Origin of the sequence: Streptosporangium sp. NPDC023963 (assembly GCF_040639135.1) — a bacterium.
Lineage (GTDB): Bacteria > Actinomycetota > Actinomycetes > Streptosporangiales > Streptosporangiaceae > Streptosporangium.
The window spans coordinates 498,789-516,151 of the sequence record NZ_JBEZZK010000001.1 but is presented as its reverse complement, the minus strand read 5'-3'; the positions used below and the strand labels follow the sequence as shown (position 1 = coordinate 516,151).

The window sequence follows — 17,363 nt, the reverse complement described above, 5'->3', positions numbered from 1 at the left end:
TCCGGGGACGCCGGTGCTCCCGGCGTGCCCGGCGGCCCCCAGGGGCCCGCCTCCCCGCGCAGGTCTCCGGCCCCCGGTTCGCCGGGCAGGCCGGCCGGTTCGGGCTCCTCCGGCGGTTCCGGCCGCGCGGGTTCCTCCGGCGCGGCGCGCAAGGCCGACGGGACGGGCAGGTCCGGTGCGCCGGGCGGGCCGTCCGGCTCCGGCCGCGGGGGTTCCCCCGATGGGCCGGGCTCCCCGGGCAGGCCGTCCGCCGCCTCCGGCAGGGGAGGCTCTCCCGCCAGGGGGCAGGGGGCCGACAGGGGGCGGCCGTCCCCCGCCGACGGTCCCGGCAAGGGGACCGGCAGGCCCGGTCCGGCCGGGAGACCACCCGCCCAGGGCGGTTCCGGCAGGGCGTCCGGCTCCGGTGGTTCCGGCAGGTCCGGCTCGTCGGGCAGGCCCCCGGCGCCGGGCGGGACCGGCAGGTCCGACAGATCTGACAAATACGATAAATCGGCTAGGCCGGGCTCCTCGGCGAGGCCGCCGGCCGCGGGCCCGTCCGGCAGGTCCGGCGCCCCGGGCAGGCCGGGCCCCGCGGGCAGGTCCGGCCCCGGCGCGCGACCGTCCGCCTCCGACGGGCCGGGCAGGACCGCGCGGCCCGACGGCAGGAGCGGTGTTCCCGGCTCCTCCGGGGCTCCAGGCAGGCCCGCCCGCCCCGAGGCGCCGGGCAGGACCTCAGGCTCCCGGCCGGGTGGCCCGCCGGGTTCCGGGGAGCCGCGAGGGCCGGTGCGTTCCTCGCGGTCGGAGGAGCCGCCGGACCCGCTGGGCTGGGTGCGGTCCGTGCCGAGGCGCGCGGCCGGGCGGCCCGGGGATCACGAGCACACCCGCACGACGACGCGCGGTGGCGGTGGCAGGCCGCCGCGACCCCCGGCGCGCCCGTCCGCGGTGCTGCGCCTGGGCAACCCCCGCAGGCGCATCGGCATCGGCCTGATGGCGATGACCTTCGTGCTGTCCATCTTCGCGGGGCGGCTCATCCAGCTCCAGGGCCTCGACTCGAAGGTCTACACGGCGGAGGCGGCCAAGCAGCGCGTGCAGGGTGAGAAGCTGCCCGCCAGGCGAGGCTCGATCACCGACGTCAACGGCCACGAGCTCGCGCTGACCCTGGAGGCCCGCGAGATCTTCGTGGACCCGTCCGAGGTCTCCGCCGCGCAGCGCGACCGGGTGGCCACGATCCTGGCCAAGGAGCTGGGCACGCCCAAGGAGCCGATCGCCGCCAAGCTGGCCCAGAGCACCAGCCACTACCAGCAGCTCGCCGCGGCCGTCGACCCGGCGCTCGCGCAGCGGATCATGGCGTACGACCTCAAGGGGGTCGGCAGCAAGCACCGCTACCGGCGCGACTACCCGGGCGGCGACCTGGCGGGCACCCTGCTGGGTTTCGTCGGCACCGACGGCACCGGGCTGGCCGGGCTGGAGAGCACCTACGACAAGCTGCTCGCGGGCCGCGACGGCGAGCAGATCATCGAGACGGGCGCCAGGGGGCAGCGCATCCCGATGACCCGCAGCACCGTGCGGGCGCCCGTCGAGGGCAGGGACGTGCGGCTCACCATCGACCGCGACGTCCAGTGGGCCGCGCAGAAGGCGATCAGCGAGCAGGTCAAGGCGACCGGGGCGCGCACCGGCAGCGCCATCGTGATGGACACCCGGACCGGCCGGGTGGTCGCCATGGCCAACGCGCCCGAGCTCGACCTGAGGAACTGGATGAACTCTCCCGGCGCCGACCGGGTCAACCGGTCCGTCACGGACGTGTTCGAGCCGGGCAGCACCAACAAGGTCATCACCGCCGCGGCGGCCCTGGAGTCGGGAGCCGTGCGGCCGGACAGCCTGTTCACGGTCGACGACGAGATCAGGTGCGCCGACCGGGTGCTGAAGGACTCCCACCCGCACCCCACCGAGCGCCTGACCTTCTCCGGCATCGTGGCGACCTCCAGCAACGTGGGCACGATCCTCGCCACCCAGAAGATCGGCGACGAGAAGCTCCACTCGATGCTCCAGCGCTTCGGGTTCGGCACGAAGCCCGGCACCGGGCTGCCGGGGGAGGAGGCCGGGCTCCTGCCCGACTGGAAGAACTGGTCGGGCAGCCAGCGCTGCACGATCGCGTACGGCCAGGGGGTCTCGGTGACGGCGCTGCAGACGGCCAGCGTCTACCAGACCATCGCCAACGGCGGGGTGCGCGTCACCCCGCAGATCGTGGCCGGCACCACCGGGGAGAACGGCGTGTTCACGCCGTCCCCGCCGGGCAGGCAGACCCGGGTGGTCGGCGAGCGCACGGCGCGGGAGGTCGCCACCATGCTGGAGGCCGCCGTGAGCGAGGAGGGCACTGGGAACCTCGCCGCGATCGACGGCTACCGGGTGGCGGGCAAGACGGGGACCGCGATGCGCTACGACACCAGATGTCAGGGCTACTGCGGGTACACCGCGACATTTGTTGGTTTCGCCCCCGCGGACAAGCCTCGGCTGGTCGTCCTGGCGGTCCTCCAGGACCCCCAGGAGGGCCACTACGGTGGGGAGATCGCCGCCCCGGTCTTCAAGAAGGTGATGACGTTCGCGTTGAAGAGCGGGAAGATCCCGCCGACCGGAACCAGGCCGTCCCCGGTGCGGATACGCGCCGGAGAGTGACGAGTGAAGGTACGCTCTCGCCGTGCATCCCCCGTCGTCAATGCGACCCTCAACCAGTTCACCCCGTCCGCTCTCGGGGCTGGCGAGCCTCATCGGCGCGCCCTCGGGCACGTCGCGCGCTCCGCTGGCCGCGGTGTCCGGGATCACCATCGACTCGCGCCAGGTGTGCCGGGGAGATCTCTACGTCGCGCTGCCGGGGGCCACGGCCCACGGGGCCGACTTCTCCGCCCAGGCCCTCGCCGCGGGTGCCAGCGCGATCCTGACCGACGAGGCGGGCAGGCGGGCCGCGGTCGCGACCGGCCTGCCGGTCCTCGTCGTGCCGAATCCGCGCGGCCTGCTCGGGCAGGTCTCCGCCTGGGTGTACGGCAACCCGGTGGCGGACGTGATGGTCATCGGGGTCACCGGGACCAGCGGCAAGTCCACCGTCACCTTCCTGCTGGAGGCGGGCCTGCGGGCCGCGGGGCACACCCCCGGGCTCGTCGGGGGCGTGGAGATCCACGTCGGTGATCTGCGCTTCACCCCGAAGCTCACCACGCCGGAGGCCAGTGACCTGCAGGCCCTGTTCGCCCTGATGCGCGAGCGGGGCGTCACCGCCGCGGCCATGGAGGTCTCCAGCCACGCGCTGGCGCTCGGCCGGGTCGACGCGGTGTCCTACGACGTGGCGCTGTTCACCAACCTGTCCCAGGACCACCTCGACTTCCACCGTGACCTCGACGACTACTTCGCGACGAAGGCCCGGCTGTTCACCCCCGAGATGAGCCGCGTGGGGGTCGTCAACATCGACGACGCCCACGGGCGGGAGCTCCTGGGCATCGCGAAGATCCCGATGACCACCTTCTCCGCCGAGGGCGCCCTCGAGGCCGACTGGCGGGCGGTGGACGTGCGCCTGGGCCCCGAGGGCAGCACCTTCACGGTCGTGGGCCCCGGAGGCGTCGAGGAGGCCGCGTCGGTCGCGCTGCCCGGGCCCTTCAACGTGGCCAACGCCCTGGGCGCGATCGTCGCGCTGGTGGAGGCGGGTGTGCCGCTGCGGGCCGCGGTGGCGGGCGTCGGTACGCTGGCGGGGGTTCCCGGCCGGATGGAGCGGGTCCCCGGCGGCGAGGACTTCCAGGCCATCGTCGACTACTCGCACAAGCCCGGCGCGGTCGAGTCGGTCCTGCGCTCGCTGCGCGAGGTCACCGAGGGCAGGCTCATCGTCGTGCTCGGCTGCGGAGGTGACCGTGACCGTGGTAAACGCCCAATGATGGGAGAAGCCGCCGCAAGGTTGGCAGATGTGGTTATTCTCACCAGCGACAACCCCCGCTCCGAGGACCCCCTGCGGATCCTCGCGGAGATGATGGACGGAGTTCTCGGCGTGTCCCAGGACGGGCGCGCACATGTGATCATTGAGCCGGACCGCGCCGCGGCCATCGACCTGGCCATCGGCCGGGCGGGTCTCGGTGACGTCGTCGTCGTGGCCGGCAAGGGCCACGAGCAGGGCCAGTACGTCGGCGACCAGGTGCTTCCTTTCGACGACAGGCAGGTCGTGGCCGACGCGATCGTCAGGCGCAGGAACCGCACCGGGCGCCGAAGCACGTATGGAGAGTAGGGAAGACGCATCATGATCCCGTTGCCGCTGGCCAGGATCGCCGAGATCACCTCGGGGGCCCTCGCGGGCATGGCCGACCCACGCGCGGTGGTGCGCGGCCCGGTCGTCACCGACTCCCGCGCCGTCGAACCGGGGTCGCTGTTCGTCGCGATCAAGGGCGAACGGGTCGACGGGCACGACTTCGCCGCCCAGGCCGTCGCGGCCGGGGCGGTCGCCGTGCTGGCCTCCCGGCCCGTCGACGCTCCCGCCGTCATCGTCGGCGACACCGTGGCCGCCATGACGGCCCTGGCCACCGCGGTCTGCGCGGCCCTGCCGGCGACCACGGTCATCGGCCTCACCGGCTCCGCGGGCAAGACCACCACCAAGGACCTGCTGGCCAGGCTCACCGCCAGGATCGGCCCGACGGTCGCCACGTCCGGCTCGTTCAACAACGAGATCGGCCACCCGCTGACCGTGCTGAAGTCCGGCGAGGACACCCGCTACCTGGTGCTGGAACTCGGCGCGCGGAGCGCGGGGCACATCACCCACCTGACCCGCGTCGCCCCGCCGAGGATCGGCGTGGTCCTCAACGTCGGCACCGCCCACCTGGGCGTCTTCGGCGGCAAGGACGAGATCGCCAGGGCCAAGGGCGAGCTGGTCGAGGCGCTGCCCGCCGAGGGCGTGGCCGTGCTCAACGCCGACGACCCGCTGGTGGCCGCGATGGCCGGCCGCACCGGCGCCCGCGTCACCTGGTACGGCCGGGCCGAGGGCGCGACCGTGCGGGCCGAGAACGTGACCGTCGACGAGCGCGGACGCGCCTCCTTCACGCTGCGCACCCCCTCGGGCGCCGCCCCGGTGGCCTTGCGCCTGTACGGCGAGCACGCGGTGGAGAACGCGCTGGCCGCCGCCGCGGCCGCCTACGAGCTCGGCCTGCCGGTCGCCACCATCGCCGAGGAGTTGTCGGAGGCCGAGCCCCGCAGCCGCTGGCGGATGGAGGTCACCGACCGCGCGGACGGCGTGACCGTGATCAACGACGCCTACAACGCCAACCCCGACTCCATGCGGGCCGCCTTCGGCGCCCTGGACGCGCTCGCGGGCGACCGCCGCCGCTTCGCGGTCGTCGCCGCCCTGCGCGAGCTGGGTGACGAGAGCGTCGCGCTCAACGAGGGCCTGGGGCGCCTGGCCGGGGGCGCGGGCCTCACGGGCCTGTTCGTCGTCGGCCCCGACGCCGATCCGGTCCTGGCCGGGGCCAGGGCCGCCGTACGGGCCGCGCGGGAGGCCGCGGGTCCCGTACCGGCCGGTGTCCCCGCCGTCGCGCACGCCGGAGCGGTCTCACACGCGGCCGCCTCGCACGGGGCGCCCTACGGGACGGGGGAGCCGCCGGGCGGCGCGGGCGAGCCGCCCGGCAACGGCGCGGCCGGCCGTCTCTCGCCCGTGGCCGCGTTCGGCGAGGCCACCGAAGACGCTGCGGACGCCGAGGACGCCGAGGACGCTGCGACCGGCGGCGGGGTTCCGGCCGTCACCCGGGTCTCGCACGCCGCCGACGCGGCCCAGGCGGGCGCGGAGCTGTCGGCGATGCTGGCACCGGGAGACGTCGTGCTGGTCAAGGGACCGCGCGCCGCGGGCCTCGAACGCGTGGCCGCGGCGCTGCTCGGAGGTGACGGCCGATGAGGGAGATCCTTGTCGCGGCCGTGGTCAGCCTGCTGCTGTCCATGCTGGGCACGCCGCTGGCGATCCGCCTGTTCTCCCGGCGCGGCTACGGGCAGAGCATCCGGGAGGAGGGACCCTCCGGCCACCACGACAAGCGCGGCACCCCCACCATGGGCGGCACCGTGATCGTGATCGCCGCGCTGGTCGGCTTCGCCTGTGCCCACCTGTACAGCTTCACGCCCCCCACGGTCTCCGCCGTCCTCGTGCTGTTCCTGATGACGGGACTGGGCGCGGTCGGCTTCCTCGACGACTTCATCAAGATCTACAAGCAGCGCAGCCTCGGTCTGCGTAGCGGTGCCAAGGCGCTGGGCCAGCTCATCGTCGGCGCGGTCTTCGCGGTCCTGGTGACCCGTTTCCCCAACGCCTACCTGATCACCCCGGCCGAGACGCGCCTGTCGTTCCTGCGGGACTTCGGCCCCTCCATCGGCCTCATCGGGTTCATCATCTGGGTGCTGATCATGATCGTCGGCTTCTCCAACGCGGTGAACCTCACCGACGGCCTCGACGGCCTGGCCAGCGGCGCCACCGGCGTGGTGCTGACCTCGTACGTGCTGATCGGCAACTGGCAGCTGCGCAACAGCTGCACCACCCAGCTCGGCCCCAACTGCTACTGGGTCCGCGACCCGCTGGACCTGGCCGTGGTCGCCGCCGCGGTGCTCGGCGCGCTGGTCGGGTTCCTGTGGTGGAACGCCCCGCCGGCGAAGATCTTCATGGGCGACACCGGCTCGCTGGCCCTGGGCGGCGTGCTGGCCGGGCTGGCCATCACCACCAGGACCCAGCTCCTGCTGATCATCCTCGCCGGGATGTGCGTGCTGATCACCATGTCAGTGATCATCCAGGTCGGGTCCTTCAAGCTGACCGGTAAACGGGTCTTCAGGATGGCCCCGCTCCAGCACCACTTCGAGCTGAAGGGCTGGGCCGAGACGACCATCGTGGTCCGCTTCTGGCTGATCGCCGCCCTGTGCGCCGCCGGCGGGCTGGGGATCTTCTACGTGGAATGGATGCCCAGGCTGTGAACGAGCGGACGAGGCGGGCGAGCGCGGCGGGGGAGGGCGCGTGATCTGCGTCGCGGGGCTGGGGGTCTCGGGCGTCGCCGTCGCCCGCACGATGGCCGGGCGCGGCGAGAAGGTCGTCGTCCTGGAGGGCCGGGACGGCGAGCGGGCCAGGGCGGTCGCCGCGGAGCTGGCCGCGCTCGGCGTCGAGGTCCGCTTCGGCGAGCCCGCCGAACCTCCCGCGGGCACCTCCCTGATCGTCACCACGGGCTGGCCGCCGCACCACCCGCTGCTCGCCGCCGCCGCGGCGGCCGGGATCGAGGTGATCGGCGAGGTCGAGCTGGCCTGGCGGATCCGCCCCGAGGGCGCCGCCCCCTGGCTGGCGCTGACCGGCACCAACGGCAAGACCACCGCAGTGCGCATGCTCACCTCGATGCTGCTGGCCGCGGGCCGCCGGGCGCTCGCCGTCGGCAACGTCGGCACCCCGGTGGTGGAGGCCGTCACCGGGCCCTCGGACGTGCTGGCGGTGGAGCTGTCCAGCTTCCAGCTGCACCGCGCACCGGGCATCGCCCCGTACGCGGCCGCGGTGCTCAACGTGGCGCCCGACCACCTCGACTGGCACGGCTCCATGGAGGAGTACGCCCGCGTCAAGGGGGAGATCTTCGCCAGGGCCGGGACGGTCGTGCACAACGCCGACGACGAGTGGGCGGCCCGCCTCGCCGCGCCGTACGAGGACGCGGCCGGGCGCGGCGGCGCGGTGCGGAGCGTGGGCTTCACCCTCGGGGTGCCCCGGCCCGGCCAGCTGGGCGTGGTCGAGGACCTGCTGGTGGACCGGGCGTTCGTGGCCGAGCCGGAGAGCAACGCCGAGGAGCTCGCCTCGCTCGCCGACGTGCGCCCGTTCGCCCCGCACAACGTGGCCAACGCGCTCGCCGCCGCGGCCCTGGCCAGGGCCTACGGGGTGCCCGCCGCCGCCGTACGCCGGGGGCTGCTGGACTTCGTGCCCGACCCCCACCGGATCGCGCACGTGGCCAGGGTCGCCGAGGTCGACTACGTGGACGACTCCAAGGCCACCAACCCGCACGCCGCCTCCGCCTCGCTGGCCGCCTACCCGTCGATCGTCTGGGTCGCCGGAGGACAGCTCAAGGGCGCCGACGTCGGCGAGCTGGTGCGCCGCGCCGCGCCCCGCCTGCGCGGCGCGGTGCTTCTGGGCGCCGACCGCGAGCGAATTCGCGAGGCTCTGGCGCGACACGCCGGGAATGTTCCGGTGGTGGAGGTCGCGGGGCAAGACACTGGGGTCATGGACCGTGTCGTCACCGAAGCCGCCAGGCTCGCCGCCCCCGGAGACACCGTGCTGCTGGCCCCGGCCGGCGCCTCTCTGGACATGTTCGCCGGTTACCCCGCCCGAGGGGAGGCGTTCGCCCGGGCCGTGCACCGTCTCGCCGAGGGGCACGACGGGGGAGCGGCGTGAGCGCGACCACCCAAGAGGGAGCGCCCGCCCACAAGGGGGCGCCCGCGCGGCCCGACGGGTTCCGCGAGCACCTGCTCGCCTTCCGCGAGCTGCTCAACCGGCCGCTGACCTCGTACTACCTGATCCTGGGGTGCAGCGCCCTGCTGCTCACCCTCGGCCTGATGATGGTGCTGTCGGCCTCCAGCATCGAGGCGCTGCAGGAGATGGGCGACCCCTTCTACTGGTTCTTCAAGCAGTCGATCTCGGCCGCGCTCGGCCTCCCGCTGATGTGGATCTGCGCGCAGCTGCCGCCGAGGTTCTTCAGGCTCGCCGGATACCCGCTGATGGCGCTGGCGATCCTCGGGCTGGTGCTGGTGCTGTTCGTCGGCACCTCCCAGCTCGGCGCCCAGCGGTGGATCGACCTCGGACCCATCTACCTGCAGCCGTCCGAGCCCGCCAAGCTCGGGCTGATGCTCTGGGGCGCCGACCTGCTGGCCCGCAAGGCGCGCAACGGCATGATCGAGTGGCGCAGCCTGTTCATCCCGCTGATGCCGGGCACCGCCATCCTGGCCGTCATGGTCATGCTGGGCAGTGACCTCGGCACCACGCTGGTGCTGATGATGATCTTCCTGTCGCTGCTGTGGGTGGTGGGGGCGCCGCTGAAGCTGTTCGGCGGGATCCTCGCGGTGGCCGTGCTCGCGACCATCGTCATGATCAGTACGGAGGGGTACCGCTCGGAGCGGATCACCGGGTGGCTCGACCCGTGGGGCAACGCCCAGGGCTCGGGCTTCCAGGCCGTGCAGGGACAGATCGCCATCGGCAGCGGCGGCTGGTTCGGGCTGGGCCTGGGCTCCAGCAGGCAGAAGTGGAGCTGGATCCCGCACGCCGAGAGCGACTTCATCTTCTCCATCCTCGGCGAGGAGCTCGGCCTGATGGGCACGCTCGTCGTGGTGGCCCTGTTCGGGCTGCTCGGCTACGCGGGGCTGCGGGTGGCGACCAGGGTCAAGGACCCGTTCGTCAGGCTCGCCTCCGCCGCCGCGGTCGCCTGGATCGCGGGCCAGGCGATCGTCAACATCGGCGCGGTCATCGGCGTGCTGCCCATCACCGGCATCCCGTTGCCGCTGGTCTCCTACGGTGGATCGGCCCTGCTGCCCACCCTCGCCGCCCTCGGCATGCTCCTGTCGTTCGCCAAGCACGAGCCCGGCGCACGCGAGGCTCTCGCGGCCCATGGCCCCGGACCGGTGGCGCGGGGCCTAAGCTGGCTTGGCCTGGGTGGTCCGGCCGGAAAACGACGGCCGGGCCGCGGAAGACGATAAGCGAAAGGACCGACATGAGGGTGGTCCTCGCCGGTGGCGGGACGGCCGGTCATATCGAACCGGCGCTGGCTCTGGCCGACGCGTTGCGCCAACTCGACCCGAACATCGGGATCACCTGCCTCGGCACCGAGCGCGGTCTGGAGACCAGGCTGGTGCCCGCCCGGGGATACGACCTGCAGCTGGTGCCCGCGGTGCCGCTGCCCCGCGCCCTGACGCCCCAGCTGCTGAGCGTGCCCGGACGCCTGGCCGGCGCCATCAACGCGGCCGCCGGCATCATGGACCAGGTCCGGGCCGACGTCCTGGTCGGCTTCGGCGGCTACGTGGCGACCCCCGCCTACCTCGCGGCGCGCCGGCGCAACGTGCCGATCGTGGTGCACGAGGCCAACCCGCGCCCCGGCCTGGCCAACCGGCTGGGCGCGCGCCTCACCGAGCACGTGTTCACCGGCCACCCCGACACCCCGCTGAACCGCGCCGAGCACATCGGGATCCCGCTCCGCAGGGAGATCGTCAACCTGGACCGGCTGTCCATGGGCGACAAGGCCCGGTCCTGGTTCGGCCTGGAGGCCGACCTGCCCACGCTGCTGGTCACCGGCGGCTCCCAGGGGGCCCGCTCGCTCAACCGGGCGGCCCTGGCCGCCGCCCCCGCGCTGCGCGGGGCCGGGGTGCAGGTGCTGCACGTCATCGGCCCGAAGAACACCCTGGAGGAGGAGCCGCCACCGGGTGACCCGCAGTACGTCGTGCTGCAGTACGTCGACCGGATGGACCTGGCCTACGCGGCGGCCGACTTCGCCCTGTGCCGCGGCGGCGCGATGACCTGCGCCGAGATGACGGCCGTGGGCCTGCCGGCCGCGTACATCCCGCTGCCGCACGGCAACGGCGAGCAGCGGCTCAACGCCACCCCGATCGTGCAGGGCGGCGGCGGCCTGATGATCGACGACGCGGAGCTGTCGGCGGAGTGGATCGTCCGGAACGTGCTGCCCATCCTGTCCGACCCCGATCGCGTGGGCACCATGTCGGAGGCGGCCTCCAGGATGGGCCGGAAGGACGCCGACGTGACGCTGGCGCGCAGGGTGCTGCAGATCGCGGCGCGGGGGAGGGGCTGAGTGGGCACGGAGGGATCACGGGGCGGGTCCGGCGCGCCGGGCGCGAGGCCGGGGAAGACGGAAGACGGCCGGACGCGGCGCGGACGCGCCCGCACGGCGAACGAGGAGAAGTGAGCGGCCGATGAGCCTGGTCAAGCTGGTGGATCCGGTCGCGGCCGGTGACCTGGGACGGGTCCATTTCATCGGGATCGGCGGTTCCGGGATGTCCGGGATCGCGCGCATCCTGCTCAAGCGGGGCGTGCCGGTCTCCGGCAGCGACGCGCGAGGCTCGGACATGGTGACGGAGCTGCGTGACCTGGGGGCGAGGGTCCACATCGGCCACGCCGCCTCGCACATCAAGCACGTCGACACCGTCGTGGTGTCCACCGCGATCCGCGACTCCAACCCCGAGCTGGGCGAGGCGCTCCGCCAGGGCCTGCGGGTCATCCCCAGGGCCGCGGCGCTCGCCTCCGTGATGGCGGGCAAGACCGGCGTCGCGCTGGCCGGCACCCACGGCAAGACCACCACGACCTCGATGCTCACCGTGGCGCTGCAGAAGTGCGGCACCGACCCCTCGTACTGCGTGGGCGGGCAGCTGGTGACGACGGGCCTGGGCGCCGACGAGGGCTCGGGCGAGGTGTTCGTCGCCGAGGCCGACGAGAGCGACGGCTCCTTCCTGATGCTCGCCCCCGACATCGCCGTGGTGACCAACGTCGAACCCGACCACCTGGACAACTACGGCGACCCGCGCGCGGTCCACGACAGCTTCGCCAGGTTCGTCGAGCGCGTCACCGGCACCATGGTCCTCTGCGCGGACGACCCCGGCTCCGCCGCGCTGATCCCGATCGCCCGCGCCCGCGGCCTGAAGGTGATCACGTACGGTGAGGCGGAGGACGCCGACCTGCGGGTGAGCGGGATCGTCCCCGAAGGGCTGGGCATCACCTTCACGATCGTGGGACGCGGGGAGGTCAGGCTCGCGGTGCCCGGCCGCCACAACGCGCTCAACGCCGCCTCCGCCATCGCGGTGGCCGGGGAGCTGGGCGTCTCCTTCGACGAGATCCGCGACGGCCTGGCGGCCTTCACCGGTGCCAAGCGCCGCTTCGAGGCGAAGGGGGAGGCGGGCGGGGTGGCGGTCTTCGACAGCTACGCCCACCACCCGACCGAACTCGCCGCCGACCTGCGCGCGGCACGGGACGTGGTGGCGTCCTTCTCGGGCGACGGCAGGGTCATCGCGGTCTTCCAGCCGCACCTGTACTCGCGCACGAGGTTCTTCGCCGACGAGTTCGGCGCCGCGCTCGGGCTGGCCGACGAGGCCATCGTCCTGGACGTCTACGGAGCCCGCGAGGACCCCGAGCCCGGCGTGTCGGGCGCGCTGGTGGCGGGCAAGGTGCCGCTGCCCGCGGAGCGGGTGGCCTACGCCCCCCACCGCGACGGCGTGCCGGCCCTGGTGGCGGGCCGGGCCAGGCCCGGCGACATCGTCCTGACCATGGGCGCGGGCGACGTGACGGAGCTGGGCCCCAGGATCGTGGCGGAGCTGGCCGCGCGGTGACCCACGTCGGCGGGCGCGGGTCGCCGGAGGGGGAGTGGCGATGAACGGGGTCTGGCGGTCGGCCTTCCTGGCCCTGCTCACCGTGGGGGTGGTGGGCATCGCCGCGTGGCTGGTGTTCTTCTCCCCGGTGCTCGGGGTGCGGGACATCCAGGTGGTCGGCAACGCGGGCCTGTCCGCCGAGCAGATCCGGCGGGCGGCGCAGGTGGCCGCGGACACGCCTTTGGCCACCGTCGACGTGGCCGAGGTCGAGGGCAGGGTCGGCAGGATCCCGCAGGTCGAGTCGGTGACGGTCAGCCGCGGCTGGCCGGCCACCCTGCGCGTCGAGGTCGTGGAGCGCGAGCCGGTCGCGGTGGTGCCGGTCGGTGAGAGGTCCGCGCTGATGGACCGCCACGGGATGGTCACCGAGGTCAAGGACGTCGCGCCCCCGGCGCTGCCGGTGCTGCGGGTGTCGCGCCCCGGCCCGGCGGATCCGGCGACCGCGGCGGCGCTCACCGTCATCACCGCGCTGCCGGAGAATCTCGCCCGCAAGGTCGCGGAGGTGCTCGCGCCGTCGGCGGAGACGGTCTCGCTGCGCCTCAAGGACGGCCGCGCGATCGTGTGGGGCGGCGGTGACCGTCCCGCCGACAAGGCGCGGATCCTTGTTACGCTGCTCAAGCGCCCGGCCGACACCTATGACGTCAGTTCGCCTGACGTCGTGACGGTCAGGTGATCTCATCGGATGGCGGGCGTTCCCGGAGCGTTCCCGGAAAAGGGCGGCCCGCGACACGCTGGACGCGCTGCGGCGCGGTTAGTTGACCCGCCAGGAGCGCAACTCCTACTGTCCGTATCACTCCTCAGGTTGACATAAAGCTAAATCTCAACTTGAGGGTGAGGGTTTTGGAAACGACGGCACGGGCCCCGTGCCGCATGAAATTGCAAGTCAACGAGCGGAAAGGCCCCTCGTCGTGGCAGCACCGCAGAACTACCTCGCGGTCATCAAGGTTGTAGGAATCGGCGGAGGCGGAGTCAACGCCGTCAACCGGATGATCGAGGAGGGACTCAAGGGCGTCGAGTTCATCGCCATCAATACCGACGCCCAGGCGCTGCTGATGAGTGACGCCGACGTCAAGCTCGACGTCGGGCGCGAACTCACCCGCGGCCTCGGCGCGGGAGCCAACCCCGAAGTCGGGCGCAAGGCGGCCGAGGACCACCGCGAGGAGATCGAGGAGGTCCTCAAGGGGGCCGACATGGTTTTCGTCACGGCCGGTGAGGGCGGCGGCACGGGCACCGGCGGCGCCCCGGTGGTGGCCAACATCGCCCGCACGCTGGGCGCGCTGACCATCGGCGTGGTGACCCGGCCCTTCAGCTTCGAGGGACGGCGCAGGGCGATGCAGGCCGACGCCGGCATCGAGACCCTCCGCGAGGAGGTCGACACCCTCATCGTGATCCCGAACGACCGGCTGCTGTCGATCTCCGACCGGCAGGTGAGCGTGCTGGACGCCTTCAAGGCGGCCGACCAGGTGCTGCTCTCCGGTGTCCAGGGCATCACCGACCTGATCACCACGCCCGGCCTGATCAACCTCGACTTCGCCGACGTGAAGTCGGTCATGTCCGGGGCCGGCTCCGCCCTGATGGGCATCGGCCACGCCCGCGGCGACGACCGCTCGGTCGCGGCGGCCGAGATGGCCGTCTCCAGCCCGCTGCTGGAGGCCAGCATCGACGGCGCGCACGGCGTGCTGCTGTCGATCGCCGGCGGCTCCGACCTCGGTCTGTTCGAGATCAACGAGGCGGCCCAGCTCGTCTCCACCGCCGCGGCGCCGGACGCCAACATCATCTTCGGTACGGTCATCGACGACGCCCTCGGCGACGAGGTGCGCGTCACCGTGATCGCGGCCGGGTTCGACGAGCCGGCTCCCGAGCCCAAGCCGCTCGCGCAGCCGGCCGCGCGCCCGCAGTCCGTCTCGCGGCCGGCCCAGCCGCCCTCGGCGACCCCTCCGGTCCGCCCGCTGGCGCCCACGGTCAAGGCCGAGCCCCGTCCGGAGCCCCGCCCCGAACCGCGCCCCGAGCCCAGGGTCGAGCACGCGCCGCCCCCGCCGATGCGGCCGGTCTCCAGCCCGCAGCCCGCCCCGGCCGAGCCGGCGCCCCAGCCGCAGCAGATCTACCCGGTCCAGCAGGCGCAGTCCTCGGCGGAGCACGCCGAGCCGCACCGCGTGGAGGAGCCGCACTCTCCGCCGTTGTCGATCCCGCGCCCGGCTCCCGAGCCCTCGCAGCCGACGCCGATCTCCGCCAGGGCCGCCGACCCCGCCCGGCGCCGGCCGGTGATCTTCGAGGAGCAGGAAGAGGAGCTGGACGTCCCCGACTTCCTGAAGTGACATCTCTCACGGTGGGGGCGGTGCCGGACCGCCCGGCCGTGCCGGGAAGAATGGGCTCCGCCGGTTTGCCAGTGTCCGAGCGGCGGAGATGTGACGGAAACAACACGACGTGACGAGATCGCGGCCGGGCTGGCCCGGGTCGAGGCGGAGATCGCCGAAGCCTGCCGGGCCGCCGGCCGTCGCCGTGAGGAACTGACCCTCATCGCGGTGAGCAAGACCTACCCCGCCTCCGACGTGCGGTTCCTGGCCGAACTCGGGATCACCGACGTCGGGGAGAACCGCGACCAGGAGGCCGCCGCCAAGGCGCGCGAATGCGCCGGGCTCGGTCTCCGCTGGCACTTCGTCGGCCAGCTGCAGACCAACAAGGTCCGCTCGGTGGTCGGCTACGCGGACGTCGTCCACTCGGTCGACCGCCCGCGCCTGGTCACCGCGCTCAGCAGGGAGGCGCTCGCGGCGGGACGCCCGGTCACCTGCCTGGTGCAGGTCGCGCTCGACGGCGATCCCGGCAGGGGCGGGGCGAGACCCGGGGAGGTGGAGGCCCTGGCCGACGCCGTCGCCGCGGCGGAGGGGCTGGAGCTGGGCGGGGTGATGGCGGTCGCGCCGCTGGGCGAGGAGGCGGGCGGGGCGTTCGCGAGGCTGAGGGAGATCGCGCGGTCGGTCCAGAAGACCCACCCGGGCGCCGGTGTCATATCGGCGGGAATGAGCGGGGACATATCCCAGGCTATCGCCAACGGCGCGACACACCTGCGTGTTGGTACGGCGTTGCTCGGTCGCAGGAAGCCCTTCGTCAGGTAATGTCCCTTCAAGTGGGCCTTGGCGTCCGCGTATCCGGACAGCGGTCGAACGGTGGTGAGCTCAAGGCGGTCGGGCTGGCCCCTCGGGCACATCTGAAGTAAGACGGAGGAAGAAGTAGCGATGGCCGGCGCGATGCGCAAGATGGCGGTCTACCTCGGTCTTGTTGAGGACGACCGCTACGAGAGATACGACAGCTACCCCGACGACGAGTACGAGGAGTTCGACGACGCGCGCCGCGAGGGTGACGAACGCCCTGGCACGGTCCACGACCTCCAGGACGACACCGATCCCGGTGTGCCCGCTCCGAGGCCCGCGACGGCCCTCCTGGAGCGCCGTACGACCGATCTGGCGCGCATCACCACGCTCCACCCTCGCACGTACAACGAGGCGCGGACCATCGGTGAGCACTTCCGTGACGGCACCCCCGTCATCATGAACCTGACCGAGATGGTTGACAGCGACGCCAAGCGGCTCGTCGATTTCGCGGCAGGTCTGGTCTTTGGCCTACACGGCAGCATCGAACGTGTTACCAACAAGGTGTTCCTGTTGTCCCCAGCCAATGTTGAGGTGACCGCCGAGGACAAGGCCCGAATCGCGGAACGCGGATTCTTCAACCAGAGCTAGAGTTCCACCATGAACAGTGACCGGCCCGACAGGTCCCGACAGGACAGAGGACGGCAGAGCGGAGTGGAGGCGGGTACGGACCGTGGGGATCGTTAGCGGGATCTTGGTCTTCATCCTGTCCATCTATCTCATCCTGCTGATCGGCAGAATGATCTTCGAGACGGTGCAGGCGTTCGCACGTCAGTGGCGCCCCACCGGCATCGTCCTGGTGCTGGCGGAAGCCGTGTACACGGTGACCGATCCGCCTCTCAAGTTCCTCCGCCGTTTCATTCCACCACTCCGGTTGGGTACGGTGGCCTTTGACCTAAGCTTCACAGTGCTGTTCATTGTGGTCTTGGTCTTGATCCAACTCGTGTCCGCGCTTCGTTGATCGGGTACCGTCCCCCCGGACAGACTCCAAGCGCGCCAAGGAGACCGAAATGCCGCTGACGCCCGCCGACGTGCGGAACAAGCAATTCAGTACGACCCGACTCAGGCCGGGTTACGACGAGGAAGAGGTAGACGCCTTCCTCGATGAGGTCGAGTCCGAGTTGGACCGTCTCATTCAGGAGAACGAGGAGCTCCGCGCCAAGCTGGCGGAGTGCCTGCGGGGCAAGGTCCCCGGCGGTATGGGCATGGCCATGGCGCCCGCCCCCATCGCCGAGCCCAAGCCCGAGATGATGATGCAGCAGCCGGAGCCGATGCGCGCTCCCGAGCCGGTGCAGCATCAGCAGCCCGTTCCCGTCGGAATGGGAATGCCTCCGGCCGAGGACAACATGGACACCGCGGCCCGGGTGCTCGCCCTCGCGCAGCAGACCGCCGACCAGGCCATCGCCGACGCCCGCCGGGAGGCGGACGAGACGGTGACCCGGGCGCGCCGCGAGGCCGACGACATCCTCGGCAAGGCACGTCGCCAGGCCGAGCAGGTCATCGGTGACGCGCGTGCCCGAGCGGAGACGCTGGAGCGCGACGCGCAGGAGCGGCACCGTCAGGCCATGGGCTCCCTGGTGCAGACCCGCGACGAGCTCGAGCGCAAGGTCGAGGAGCTTCGCAGCTTCGAGCGCGAGTATCGCAGCCGTCTGAAGCTGTACCTGGAGAACCAGCTTGCCGAGCTGAACGTGGCTGCCGAGGGCAGCGGCGGGTTCCCGATCGTGAGCGGGCCTCCGGCCATGTCCCACGCGGTGGCTCAGGGCGGTCAGCCGACCCTCCAGAGCGCGCCCAACCCGTTCGGCGGCGACCCCTCGCAGCATTCTGGCGCCTTCCAGGGCGTTGACGGTCCTCACAACGACCGCCGCTAAGGTG

General features: G+C 72.6%; 14 protein-coding genes. All 14 read left to right on the top strand.

Features of this window, described 5'->3' with window-relative positions; translation table 11 throughout:
- The first annotated feature begins 762 nt into the window (after nt 1-762).
- The 14 genes from AB0F88_RS02120 (at nt 763) to AB0F88_RS02055 (ending at nt 17,359) form a co-directional block, all read left to right on the top strand.
- On the top strand, nt 763-2,652 hold the full coding sequence (locus AB0F88_RS02120) for a penicillin-binding protein 2 (RefSeq protein WP_362676393.1): 1,890 nt from the start codon (nt 763-765) through the stop codon (nt 2,650-2,652).
- Nucleotides 2,653-2,692: 40 nt separating this feature from the next.
- Nucleotides 2,693-4,237, top strand: coding sequence for a UDP-N-acetylmuramoyl-L-alanyl-D-glutamate--2,6-diaminopimelate ligase (locus AB0F88_RS02115; protein WP_362676392.1), 1,545 nt, complete (start codon nt 2,693-2,695; stop codon nt 4,235-4,237).
- Between the two features lie 12 nt (nt 4,238-4,249).
- Nucleotides 4,250-5,887 carry a UDP-N-acetylmuramoyl-tripeptide--D-alanyl-D-alanine ligase gene (murF, locus tag AB0F88_RS02110; protein WP_362676391.1) on the top strand — a complete coding sequence of 546 codons (1,638 nt, stop codon included), beginning with the start codon at nt 4,250-4,252 and terminating at the stop codon, nt 5,885-5,887.
- Complete coding sequence (mraY, locus tag AB0F88_RS02105; RefSeq protein WP_362676390.1) at nt 5,884-6,942, top strand: phospho-N-acetylmuramoyl-pentapeptide-transferase; 1,059 nt, start codon at nt 5,884-5,886, stop codon at nt 6,940-6,942. The genes murF and mraY overlap by 4 nt, the downstream gene beginning before the upstream one ends.
- Nucleotides 6,943-6,982: 40 nt before the next feature.
- Nucleotides 6,983-8,386, top strand: a complete 1,404-nt coding sequence (gene murD, locus AB0F88_RS02100) for a UDP-N-acetylmuramoyl-L-alanine--D-glutamate ligase (protein WP_362676388.1) — start codon at nt 6,983-6,985, stop codon at nt 8,384-8,386.
- Nucleotides 8,383-9,681, top strand: a complete 1,299-nt coding sequence (gene ftsW / locus AB0F88_RS02095) for a putative lipid II flippase FtsW (protein ID WP_362676386.1) — start codon at nt 8,383-8,385, stop codon at nt 9,679-9,681. Before murD ends, ftsW begins: the two co-directional genes overlap by 4 nt.
- 14 nt (nt 9,682-9,695) lie before the next feature.
- Nucleotides 9,696-10,784, top strand: a complete 1,089-nt coding sequence (murG, locus tag AB0F88_RS02090) for an undecaprenyldiphospho-muramoylpentapeptide beta-N-acetylglucosaminyltransferase (RefSeq protein ID WP_362676384.1) — start codon at nt 9,696-9,698, stop codon at nt 10,782-10,784.
- A 121-nt stretch (nt 10,785-10,905) separates the two neighbouring features.
- Nucleotides 10,906-12,312 (top strand): UDP-N-acetylmuramate--L-alanine ligase, encoded by a 1,407-nt coding sequence (gene murC, locus AB0F88_RS02085; protein WP_362676382.1) that lies wholly within the window; start codon nt 10,906-10,908, stop codon nt 12,310-12,312.
- A gap of 40 nt (nt 12,313-12,352) precedes the next feature.
- Entirely contained in the window at nt 12,353-13,021 is a 669-nt protein-coding gene (locus AB0F88_RS02080) for an FtsQ-type POTRA domain-containing protein (protein WP_362676380.1), read from the top strand.
- A gap of 235 nt (nt 13,022-13,256) precedes the next feature.
- Complete coding sequence (gene ftsZ / locus AB0F88_RS02075) at nt 13,257-14,663, top strand: cell division protein FtsZ (protein ID WP_362676378.1); 1,407 nt, start codon at nt 13,257-13,259, stop codon at nt 14,661-14,663.
- Between the two features lie 90 nt (nt 14,664-14,753).
- Nucleotides 14,754-15,458: a YggS family pyridoxal phosphate-dependent enzyme gene (locus AB0F88_RS02070; protein ID WP_362676376.1), complete on the top strand. Its 705-nt coding sequence runs from the start codon at nt 14,754-14,756 to the stop codon at nt 15,456-15,458.
- Nucleotides 15,459-15,578: 120 nt separating this feature from the next.
- A complete protein-coding gene (sepF, locus tag AB0F88_RS02065; RefSeq protein ID WP_329093101.1) occupies nt 15,579-16,082 on the top strand; it encodes a cell division protein SepF in 504 nt (167 codons plus the stop codon).
- A gap of 82 nt (nt 16,083-16,164) precedes the next feature.
- Nucleotides 16,165-16,452: a YggT family protein gene (locus AB0F88_RS02060; RefSeq protein ID WP_362676374.1), complete on the top strand. Its 288-nt coding sequence runs from the start codon at nt 16,165-16,167 to the stop codon at nt 16,450-16,452.
- 49 nt (nt 16,453-16,501) lie between these two features.
- Nucleotides 16,502-17,359 (top strand): DivIVA domain-containing protein, encoded by an 858-nt coding sequence (locus tag AB0F88_RS02055; RefSeq protein ID WP_350973933.1) that lies wholly within the window; start codon nt 16,502-16,504, stop codon nt 17,357-17,359.
- The last annotated feature ends 4 nt before the right edge of the window (nt 17,360-17,363 follow it).

Coding starts and splice junctions, on each gene's coding strand:
- murF (WP_362676391.1), top strand. CDS start 4,250: ATGATCCCGTTGCCGCTGGCCAGGATCGCCGAGATCACCTCGGGGGCC.
- AB0F88_RS02080 (WP_362676380.1), top strand. CDS start 12,353: ATGAACGGGGTCTGGCGGTCGGCCTTCCTGGCCCTGCTCACCGTGGGG.
- murC (WP_362676382.1), top strand. CDS start 10,906: ATGAGCCTGGTCAAGCTGGTGGATCCGGTCGCGGCCGGTGACCTGGGA.
- sepF (WP_329093101.1), top strand. CDS start 15,579: ATGGCCGGCGCGATGCGCAAGATGGCGGTCTACCTCGGTCTTGTTGAG.
- mraY (WP_362676390.1), top strand. CDS start 5,884: ATGAGGGAGATCCTTGTCGCGGCCGTGGTCAGCCTGCTGCTGTCCATG.
- AB0F88_RS02115 (WP_362676392.1), top strand. CDS start 2,693: ATGCGACCCTCAACCAGTTCACCCCGTCCGCTCTCGGGGCTGGCGAGC.
- murG (WP_362676384.1), top strand. CDS start 9,696: ATGAGGGTGGTCCTCGCCGGTGGCGGGACGGCCGGTCATATCGAACCG.
- AB0F88_RS02055 (WP_350973933.1), top strand. CDS start 16,502: ATGCCGCTGACGCCCGCCGACGTGCGGAACAAGCAATTCAGTACGACC.